The sequence below is a fragment of the Streptomyces sp. NPDC056361 genome (genome assembly GCF_042262805.1).
GTDB lineage: Bacteria > Actinomycetota > Actinomycetes > Streptomycetales > Streptomycetaceae > Streptomyces.
Map to the genome: position 1 here is coordinate 41,321 of NZ_JBHJQI010000055.1, position 9,656 is coordinate 50,976.

Genomic DNA, 9,656 nt, shown 5'->3' on the forward strand with positions numbered 1-9,656 from the left:
CGGGAACGGCGCCCACACGAACCCCGCGTGAACAGATCACCCGCCACGCGCGCGCGATCCGCCACGCGCGCGATCCGCCGGGCGTACGCCTCGCCGGGCCCGTACTCCTGCGCCACCGGCCACGCCACGACCCGACCGCCTCACGCCCCGTCACGTCGGCCCCGGATTCCGCCCGTCGCCTCCCGCGCGTCACGCCCCGACCGCCTCCGCCGCCAGCCGTACCCCGGTCGCGATCGACGAAGGCGACAGGTGGGCGTACCCGACCACGAGCCGCACGTCCCCGTCCGCGGGCCGCGCCGTGCCGTACTCCTCCAGGTGCCGCAGCGCCACTCCGGCCTCCGCCGTCCGGGCCAGGAACCGCTCGGGGGGTCCGAAGCGCCCCGGTACGCGCGCGATGACGTGGAGGCCGGCGGCGATGCCGCTCACGCGGGTGCCCGGCAAGTGCTCCGCGAGGGCGTCGAGCAGGGCGTCGCGCCGCTCCCGGTAGGCGCGTTGGCAGCGGCGCAGCTGCCGGTCGTACCCGCCGCGGGTCACGAACTCCGCGAGCACCGCCTGATCGAGCACGGGGTTGCCGAGGTCCATCGTCCGCTTGCGTTCGACGACCTCGTCGAGCAGCTCCGCCGGGACCAGCATCCAGCCGAGCCGCAGTCCGGGGGCGAGCGACTTGCTGACCGAGCTCGTGTACACGACCCGCTCCGGGTCGAGCCCCTGGAGCGCCCCGACCGGTGCCCGGTCGTACCGGAAGTCGCCGTCGTAGTCGTCCTCCAGGACGTAACCGTCCACCGCCCGCGCCCAGTCGAGGAGGGCGGCGCGCCGTTCGGCCGACCAGCCGATCCCGGACGGGAACTGGTGCGAGGGCGTCACCACGACCGCCCGGACCCCGGACTCGGCGAGCTCCTCCGGGCGCAGCCCCTCGTCGTCCAGCGGCAGCCAGACCGTGTCCATACCGGTCGAGGCGAACAGCCGCCCGTGCTCGGGGCTCCCCGGATCCTCCACGCCGATCGCGCCCAGCCCCCGGGCCCGCAGCACGAATCCGAGCAGGGTCGACGCCTGCGCCACCCCCGAACAGACCACGAGCCGCTCCGGGTCGGCCACCACGCCCCGCCGCCGCGCCAGCATCGCGGCCAGCGCCTCGCGCAGCTCGGGCAGCCCCCGGGGATCGGGGTAGCCGAGGGCCGGATGCGGCAGCCGCGCCAGGACGGACCGCTGGGCAGCCGCCCAGGCGGCCCGCGGGAACAACGAGAGGTCCGGGGTCCCGGGACGGAAGTCCACCCGCACCCCCGGCGCGCCCCGAGCCAGGTCCCGGGCGCCGCGCACGGCCGACCTGGCCGCCCCGCCCACCCAGGTGCCCGCACCCCGGTCACTGCGCAGGTACCCCTCGGCGGTGAGCTGCTCGTACGCCTCGGTCACCAGGCCGCGCGAGACACCCAGGTCGGCGGCGAGCTCACGGGTCGACGGCAGCCTGGTCCCGGACGCCAGCCGGCCGGCCCGCACCGCCTCCCGCAGCGCCTCCTGGAGGGCCCGGCCGCGCTTGCGCGCCGGCGCGCCCACCGCCGGGAGCAGTAGCTCCCAGGCAGGCTGCCCGGGCGGGCCCGCACCCGGAACGGCGTCTTCTCGTGACTGTGTCATCCGGGGCCGTGGCCCTTCCGCCGCACGATCTCGTCGCCCCCTGTGGTCCGTTGCCCCGAGTATGCCGTGATGGGACCGCGCGGCCCGCATCCGGCGGCCTTCCCGAGGACGGCCGGCACGTGATCATTACGTACCCTCGACGCGGACGGCGCCCACTCTGCGGCGTGCGCCGAGGGGGGCCGCGCCGCAGGGCCGGGAGCGGTGTCGACGTGTCAGGGGACGGGGGGAGCGGCCATGGCCGAGCAGGGGACGACCGAGGCGTACCTGGAGGGGTACGCGGAGGTACTCGAGGGTGCCTGCGCCACGGGGCGGAGGCTGACGCGCGAGGAACTCGACGCCCTGCGCGCGCGGGGTGAACGGGCCGCTGAGGCGGGCATCGGGCTGCGGGTCCTGGTCAGGGCGCACCTCGCCGCCGCGCGGGCGCTCGGTCCGGGCCTGACCCGCGCGGCCGCCGAACACCTCCTCGCCTCGGTGGAACAGTCCGTCGACGCCTTCGCCGAGGGCCACGAGCAGGCGCAGCGACTGGCGATCCGCCAGGACGAGGCCGCCCGCCGCGAGTTCATCGACGACCTGCTCTACGGGCGCAGCGACCTGGGCCGGCTCGCCGAGCGCGCCGAGCGCTTCGGTCTGCTCCTCGCCCAGGCCCACGCGGTGGCCGTGGCACAGGGCCGGCGGCCGTACGACGACGACGACCCCGTGACGCGGAGCGTCGAATCGTCCCTCGTGGCCCGCTTCGGGCACCGCCGCATCCTGCTCACCACGAAGGAAGGGCGGCTGATCTGCGTCGCGCCGGCCGACGAACCCGACGTGCTGACGTTCTTCGCGAAGCAGGCGCACGCGGCGACGGACGGCGGCCGGGCCGCCATCGGCCGGGCCCACCCGGGCGCGGGCGGAGTCGTCCACTCGTACGAGGAGGCCCTCAACGCCCTCGACCTGGCCGACCGGATGGACATCGGCGAACCGGTCCTGCGCGCCGCCGACCTCCTCGTCTACCCCGTGCTCACCCGGGACCGCCAGGCGATGGCCGACCTGGTGCGCAGCGTCCTCGGCCCGCTCAGGGAGGCACGCGGCGGCGCCAGGCCGCTCCTCGACACCCTCGCGGCGTACTTCGACACCGGCTGCGTCGCCGCCGAGGCGGCCCGGCGGCTGAACCTGAGCGTCCGCGCCGTGACGTACCGCCTCGACCGCGTCCACCGCCTCACCGGATCCGACCCCGGCGATCCGGTCCACCGCTACACCCTGCAGACGGCGGTGATCGGCGCCCGGCTCCTCGAGTGGCCCGAGCACGAGGTGTGATCCCTCCGGCGCTCCGGCGAAGTGGTCCCCGATGGAGCGGTGGAAGTGGACCTTAACGGGGGCCGCGCGGCTTCCTAGCGTCGGGACCATGAACGCGAACTCCCTGCGCGGGGTCCTGCTCGTGACCGTCGCCTACGCCCTCGTCGGTGCCTCCTTCACCGCGAACAGCCTGCTCGGCGCCTATCCGTACGCGGGTGGGCAGGCGCTCCGCTACGGAGCCGCCTGCCTGCTCCTGGTCCCGCTGCTCGGCCGGGGCGGAGCGGCTCCGCTGCGGCTCCTCACCGCACGTCACTGGCTGCGCCTCGCCGCCCTCGCGGCCGTCGGCATGGTGGGCTTCAACCTCGCGGTCCTCGCGGCCGAGCGGACCGCCGAACCGGCCGTCCCCGGTGTCCTGGTGGGCTGCGCCCCCGTCGTCGTCGCCGTCCTGGTCCCGCTGACCGAGGGACGCAGGCCCGCCCCCGCCGTGCTGTACGGGGCGCTCCTCGTGGCGGCGGGGGCCTTCACCGTGCAGGGCTGGGGCCGGACGGACCTGGGCGGGATCGGCTGGTCGGTGGCGGCGCTCGCCGGCGAGGTCGGCTTCACGGTGCTCGCCGTGCCGGTCCTGCGGCTGCTCGGTCCGAAGCTGCTGACGGCGGCCGTGTGCGGGGTGGGCGCGGTGGAGGCGGCGCTGGTCGGCCTCGTCGTGGACGGGGCCGGATTCGTCCGGATCCCGACCGGCGTGGAGGTGGGCGCCCTGGTCTGGCAGGCGGCGCTGGCCACGGTCGTCGGGTTCGTCCTCTTCTACATGGGTGTCCAGCGGGTCGGCATGGAGAGGGCCACTCTCTACACGGGTGCGATCCCGGTCGCCGCCGCGCTGAGCGCCGCCCTCGTCGGGCACGCCTCCTTCGGCCTCCCGCAGGCGGCCGGCGGCCTGCTCGTGGGGGCCGGTGCCGCCCTGGGCACCGGCCTGTTCACGCGGAAGGCCGGGCCGGAGTCAGCGGCTGCCGTCCAGGATCACGCGCGCGACGAGCGCCGGGTCGTCGTTCATCGGCACGTGTCCGCAGCCGGGCAGCCGGACGAGCCGGGCGCCCGGCAGGGTGTGCTTGGCACGGACGCCCTGGCGGCGCAGGAGCAGCCGGTCGCGGGTGCCCCACGCGACCGTCACGGGCACCGCGGGCACGTCGTCGCGGAAGAGCACGGTCCGGCCCGCGGCCAGGGTCTGGTGGAAGCCGGTGGCCTCACGCAGCGCGAGCGTCTCGGCGACGACCGCCTCGGGTGACCGGCGGCCGGGGCGCGCGTAGATGGTGCTGGTGAGCGCGGTGCGCCCGGCGGGCGTACGGGAGAGGCGCTCGATCACCGGCACCGGCAGCGACCTGGCCGCGCCGCGCATGGCCCGCAGCGTTCCGAAGGCGTACCGCCGCTCGCCCTCGGACCAGAAGCCGGCGGGGGAGAGGGCGGTCACCGAGCGCACCCGCTTCTCCCGGCCGAGTTCCAGGGCGAGCAGCCCGCCGAGCGAGTTCCCCGCCACGTGCGGGCGCTCGGCGCCGACGGCCTCGCAGAAGGCGCCCAGTACCGGGACGACGGTGGACAGGTCGTACGGAGCACCGCCCGGCAGCGCGTCCGACGCGCCGAATCCCGGCAGGTCGACGGCGATCACGTCCCGTTCGGCGGCCAGCACGTCGAGCACGGGCTCCCACGCCTGCCAGTGGTGCCCGATGCCGTGGAGCAGCAGCAGCGGTTCCCCCGCGCCCCTCCGCTCGTACGCCATCGACGTCGTGCGGGGACCCGTGGGGGTCTCGATCGTGAACGCGATCCGTGCGGGCATACCGGCTCCCTGTCCTGAACACCTGGCGTGCGAGGTCCCTTAGACGGCTTGTCAGCAAGAGCATTACCGTTCGGTAGCCAGGAGTTCAAGACCGATCCCGAAACTGGACAGGAGGGTGGACGTCGGCTGGGATGGCCGCGTGCCCACCGATACCCCGATCGACACCCTGACCGATCTCTTCGAGGAGCACCGCCCGACGCTCCTCGGCGTCGCCTACCGGATGCTCGGCCGCGCGGCCGACGCCGAGGACGTCGTCCAGGAGGCCTGGCTGCGCTGGGTCGCCGAGGACCGGGCGGTCGTCCGCGAGCCCCGCGCCTTCCTCGTCCGGATCACCACCCGGCTCGCCATCGACCGGCTCCGCCACGTCCAGAGCCGCCGCGAGTCCTACGTCGGCCCCTGGCTGCCCGAACCCGTCGTCACCGACTTCGGCCCGGCCGCTCCCGACACCGCCGAGCGCGCCCTGCTCGCCGACACCGTCTCCTTCGCCGTCCTCGTCGTCCTCGAATCCCTCTCGCCCCTGGAGCGGGCCGTCTTCGTGCTGCGCGAGGCCTTCGGCTTCCCGTACGGCGAGATCGCCGACGCCCTCGACCGCTCCGAGGCCGCCGTGCGCCAGCTCGCCGGACGGGCCCGCCGCCACGTCGACGAGGGCAGGCCCCGCTACGACGTCGACCCCGCCGAACGCCGCGACCTCACCGAACGCTTCCTCGCCGCCGCGGCCGGCGGCGACCTCGGCGAGCTCCTCGCCCTGCTCGCCCCGGACGTGCGCCTCGTCGGCGACAGCGGCGGCAAGTCCAAGGCGCCGCTGCGGATCATGGACGGCGCCGACAAGGTCGGCCGCTTCCTCGCCGCCGTGGCCGAGGGCGCGGAGGAGCTGTACGAGTTCCGCTTCGCCGAGCTCAACGGCGGCCCCGCCCTGATCTCCCTCGTCGACGGACGTCCCGACTCCGTCTTCCAGGTCGAGGTGCGCGACGGACGCGTCCAGTGCGTCTACATCCTCCGCAACCCCGACAAGCTCCAGGGCCTCGCCGCCCTCTGACCGCACCGCCCGTGCCCCGCCTCCCGCCCCCGGGAGGCGGGGCACAGTGCTGCGCGCGGCACACGCGCGCGCGAACGTCCTGTGAACGATCTAGGTCAGAGGGTCACATTCGGGGGCGTTCGACGGAGGATTGGTCTTGACCAAGGGGTTGGCTCGCCTTATGGTCGCAGAGTTAGTGCAAGAACCTTTAATAAACAAGGGCGCGGAAAAACGCCGCGGGACACGGCGAATTGCGGAGGATCAGGGTGGGGACCACGCAGCTGGCATCGGTGCCGGAACCGAAGTACCAGCACCTCAAGACGGTGATCGGCGAAGCGCTCGACACGGACTTCGCCGTCGGGGAGATCCTTCCCAACGAGCGCGAGCTCGCGGCACGCTTCGGCGTCGCCCGCGCGACCCTGCGCCAGGCACTGGAGCAGCTGGAGCTCGAAGGCAGGCTCCAGCGCCGCCGCGGCGTCGGCACCACGGTCGCCCCGCCGCGCGTCGGCGTGGACGTCTCCACCACCCAGCACACCTGGCCCGGCGTCGGCGACGACGCCTGGCAGTCCCTGGACTCCGCCTCCGACGTGGCCCCCGCCGCCGTCGCGCGCGTCCTGGAGACCGGCGCGGAGGACCGGGTGCACGTCGTCCGCCGCCTCCGCATCTCCCAGGGCCAGCCGGTCGCCGCCGAACTCCTCTACGTGCCCGCGGACTCCGTCCCCGGCCTCAGCGCCATCGACGCGCCCGCCGGACCGGCCCGCGCCCGCGCCGTCCTCCGCGAGCTCCAGCACCTCGCCCTCGACGGCCAGGACCGCGCCGTGGAACTCGGTTCCGCCCGCGCCGACGACGCCAAGGAGCTCGACCGGCTGCCCGGCGCCCCCGTCCTCGTCGTGACGACCCGCTACCTCTCCGGAGGACGCACCGCGGCCGTCTCCGTGGCCACCTACCGCGCCGACACCTGCCGCCTCACCTTCGGCGACTCCGGCGACCTGGTCATGGCCTCGTAACGACCGGCCCCACCGCGAGAACCCCGCAGCAGCGCGCACCGGCCCGCCGAGGGACCGCCCACCGGCGGTTCAGCGGCGGGCCGTCACCGTTCCCTCGACCGCGAAGAGCTGTTCCTCGACGTGGTCGAGCGCGAGACGCAGCGCACCCGTGCCCACCGCGGCCTCGCCCAGCAGGGACAGCACCACCCGCGGCGGCCGCAGACAGAACCGGGCCAGCTCCTCACGGAGCGGCGGGAGCACGCCGTCGAGCCCGGCCGCCCAGCCCCCGACCACGACCAGCTCGGGGTCGATCGCCAGGACCAGCGCCGCCACGTCGTGCACCAGGCGCTGGATGAACCGCTCCACCGCCGCCTCCGCGCGCGCGTCGCCCTTGCGGGCCAGCGCGAACACCTCGGCGACCGCCTGCTCGTCCAACGGGTGCAACGGCTCGTCGGTGGTCGAGAGCAGGTGCTCCGGCGTCACCCCGCGGCCCAGCAGGTGCAGGGCGCCGATCTCCCCGGCCGCCCCGCCGTAACCGCGGTGCAGCCGGCCGCCGATCAGCGACCCGGCGCCCGGGCTCAACCCGGCGAGCACGAAGACGATGTCGTCGGAGTCGGTCGCCGCACCCTTCCAGTGCTCGGCGACGGCCGCCGCGTTCGCGTCGTTCTCCACGATCACCGGGCAGCGGAAGGAACGCCGCAGCCGCTCGCCGAGCGCGAGACCCGTCCAGCCCGGCAGCGCCGTGCCGAGGCGCACCGTTCCGTCGGCCTCCACGATGCCCGGGGTGCCCACGCCGACGGCCCGCAAGTTGGACCGGGCGACCCCGGCCCTGCGCAGCACGTCGGCCACGACCGTACGCACCTTGTCCAGGCGCTCGTCCTCCGGCGCCGTCTCCGACACCTCGCGGGACCCGGCGCCGATGATCCGACCGTCCAGACCGGAGAGCAGCGCGGCCACCCGGTGCGGTCCGATCTCGATGCCGAGCAGATGGCCGGCCTCCGCGCGGAAGCGGAACCTCCGGGCCGGACGCCCCTGCCGCCTGGCCTCGCCCTCCTCGGGCGCCGACTCGACGACGAGACCGCCCTCCATGAGCCCCTCGACGACCCCCTCGACCGTGGGCCGCGACAGGCCCGTGATCCGGGTCAGATCCGTGAGCGTGGGCGCGTCCGCGCCGCGCAGCGCATGGAGTACCACCGCGGAGTTGATCCGCCTCAGCAGAGACGGATCTCCGCCGGTCAGCCGCCCCACAGTGTGTCCTCCCAGCTCGTACAGCTCTTCGGCGGATGGTACTCAATGGGCCCGCCCGCGGCGAGCGCCGCCCCCGGCGCCGGCCCTCCGGGCACCTGACGCGACACCAACTGTCAGTGCCGCGGGCTTTACTGGCTCCATGACCACCACGGCGCGCCACCTGGCGACGATCGACTTGCTCCGCGCCCGCGGCTTCGACGGGAGTCCGGGCTTCCACCTGGCCGAACCGGCGACCGGCGAGGAGTTCCGGGAGGACGACGGCACGCGCCGGGAGGCCGTCGAGGAGCAGTACGAAGCGGAACGGGACGGGCCCGCCGTCCTGCTCACCCGGCGCTGGGGCCCGCCCGGACGGCTCGTCCTCGGGCCCGTCCTGGAGCGGTCCATGGAGGGCGAGCCGATACCGCAGCCGTGGTCCACGCTCAGCTGCCACACCCCCGACCTCTCCCCGTGGACGGCCGACGGCGCCCGGATCGGCCTGGGCGTCTCACAGGGGGACAGGGAGCTGCCGTTCCAGCTCCTCGCCGTCGCCACGACCGTCGACCCGCCCGTGCGGACGGCCCCGGGCGACCGCACTCAGGCGTAACCGACCGCCGAGTCGACGAAGGCGCGGAAGCTGCCGTGCGCGTCCCGGCCCGCGAGCCGGCTGCCGCCCGTCCCGACCGTGAACAGGAACGGGTCCACGTTGTAGCGCTTGTTCCGGAGCCGCGTGAACCCCATGATCACCGGCTGCTGGTGGGAGACGTCCCGCGCCCCCATCCGGGACCGGTAGAAGGTCCAGGAGAGCCCCGGGGCCCGTGCGACGATCGTGTCCCCGACGTGGAGCCCCAGGTCGTAGGCGACGGCGATCCACAGCGGGCGCGGCCGGGCCGCCGCCTCCGCGTCCGGCTCGACCTCCGCGAGGTACCACCCCTCCAGCGCGTCGAGATCTCCGTCCGACGTACCGAGCCGCAGCCCGTTCCCTCCGACCAGCGCGGCCAGGACCGCGAGCCGCTCGTCCTTCGTCGCCATCCGGTGCTCGTACTCCCGGCGCGCGGCCACCGGGGGCAAGTCACCCATCGGCCCGTCTTCCAACGGCTGGAACGGCCGGTAGTCACCCCACTCCACGAGGGCTCCTCCCCAGGTCCTGCCGTCACATTCCCGTCTGCCCCGCGACGCCCGGCCCTAGGTGCCGGGTGCCTCGGAGGCCTCCCGGAGACGGGCGTACTCCTCGGCCATCGTCGCCGCGGTCCAGTGCGCGTTCAGGCCGCTCGGATTGGGCAGTGCCCAGACCCGGGTGGATCCGATCATGCGCCGCTGCGGCCCGATCGCGGCCTTCGGCTCGCCGAACGCGGTGCGGTACGCGGTGACACCGACCACCGCGAGCCAGCGCGGAGCGAGCCGCTCCACCTTCCCCGTCAGGATCCGCCCGCCCTCGACGAACTCCTCCCGGCTCAGCTCGTCGGCCCGCGCGGTCGCCCGCGCCACCACGTTCGTGATCCCGAGGCCGTACGCCAGGAGCTCCTCCTGCTCGTCCGGCCGCAACTGCCTCGGCGTGAACCCGGACAGATGCAGCACCGGCCAGAACCTGTTGCCCGGCCGGGCGAAGTGGTGGCCCGTCGCCGCCGTCATCAGACCCGGGTTGATCCCGCAGAACAGCACGGAAAGGCCGCTCGCCACCACGTCGGGAACGACGTTGTGG

Annotated in this window: 9 protein-coding genes and 1 pseudogene; 5 read left to right on the forward strand and 5 right to left on the reverse strand. The window is 74.8% G+C overall.

Features of this window, described 5'->3' with window-relative positions:
- Positions 1–189: 189 nt before the first annotated feature.
- Positions 190–1,629, reverse strand: a complete 1,440-nt coding sequence (locus tag ACFCY7_RS19630; RefSeq protein ID WP_376486721.1) for a PLP-dependent aminotransferase family protein — start codon at positions 1,627–1,629, stop codon at positions 190–192.
- Positions 1,630–1,863: 234 nt separating this feature from the next.
- On the opposite strand from ACFCY7_RS19630, the gene ACFCY7_RS19635 reads away from it, so the two are divergent.
- Together ACFCY7_RS19635 and ACFCY7_RS19640 are read left to right on the forward strand one after the other, a co-directional pair.
- Positions 1,864–2,925 (forward strand): PucR family transcriptional regulator, encoded by a 1,062-nt coding sequence (locus tag ACFCY7_RS19635; RefSeq protein WP_376486723.1) that lies wholly within the window; start codon positions 1,864–1,866, stop codon positions 2,923–2,925.
- A gap of 88 nt (positions 2,926–3,013) precedes the next feature.
- Positions 3,014–3,850, forward strand: a pseudogene (locus ACFCY7_RS19640) (EamA family transporter); the annotation flags it as partial.
- A 48-nt stretch (positions 3,851–3,898) separates the two neighbouring features.
- Here the strand turns inward: ACFCY7_RS19640 and ACFCY7_RS19645 are convergent.
- Positions 3,899–4,729: an alpha/beta fold hydrolase gene (locus ACFCY7_RS19645; RefSeq protein WP_376486725.1), complete on the reverse strand. Its 831-nt coding sequence runs from the start codon at positions 4,727–4,729 to the stop codon at positions 3,899–3,901.
- 139 nt (positions 4,730–4,868) lie between these two features.
- On the opposite strand from ACFCY7_RS19645, the gene ACFCY7_RS19650 reads away from it, so the two are divergent.
- Positions 4,869–5,765, forward strand: a complete 897-nt coding sequence (locus ACFCY7_RS19650; protein ID WP_376486728.1) for an RNA polymerase sigma-70 factor — start codon at positions 4,869–4,871, stop codon at positions 5,763–5,765.
- 245 nt (positions 5,766–6,010) lie between these two features.
- Positions 6,011–6,751 carry a GntR family transcriptional regulator gene (locus ACFCY7_RS19655; RefSeq protein ID WP_376486731.1) on the forward strand — a complete coding sequence of 247 codons (741 nt, stop codon included), beginning with the start codon at positions 6,011–6,013 and terminating at the stop codon, positions 6,749–6,751.
- A 69-nt stretch (positions 6,752–6,820) separates the two neighbouring features.
- On the opposite strand, the gene ACFCY7_RS19660 is transcribed toward ACFCY7_RS19655, so the two are convergent.
- Positions 6,821–7,978 (reverse strand): ROK family transcriptional regulator, encoded by a 1,158-nt coding sequence (locus tag ACFCY7_RS19660; RefSeq protein ID WP_362559010.1) that lies wholly within the window; start codon positions 7,976–7,978, stop codon positions 6,821–6,823.
- A gap of 139 nt (positions 7,979–8,117) precedes the next feature.
- Between ACFCY7_RS19660 and ACFCY7_RS19665 the strand changes: the two genes are divergently transcribed.
- Positions 8,118–8,561, forward strand: a complete 444-nt coding sequence (locus ACFCY7_RS19665) for a hypothetical protein (protein ID WP_376486733.1) — start codon at positions 8,118–8,120, stop codon at positions 8,559–8,561.
- Here the strand turns inward: ACFCY7_RS19665 and ACFCY7_RS19670 are convergent.
- Together ACFCY7_RS19670 and mug are read right to left on the reverse strand one after the other, a co-directional pair.
- The gene (locus tag ACFCY7_RS19670; protein WP_376486736.1) at positions 8,552–9,034 is read right to left on the reverse strand and encodes a hypothetical protein; all 483 of its coding nucleotides are present in this window, start codon (positions 9,032–9,034) and stop codon (positions 8,552–8,554) included. The genes ACFCY7_RS19665 and ACFCY7_RS19670 overlap by 10 nt on opposite strands.
- A 105-nt stretch (positions 9,035–9,139) precedes the next feature.
- Positions 9,140–9,637: a G/U mismatch-specific DNA glycosylase gene (gene mug / locus ACFCY7_RS19675; RefSeq protein ID WP_376486739.1), complete on the reverse strand. Its 498-nt coding sequence runs from the start codon at positions 9,635–9,637 to the stop codon at positions 9,140–9,142.
- Positions 9,638–9,656: the final 19 nt, after the last annotated feature.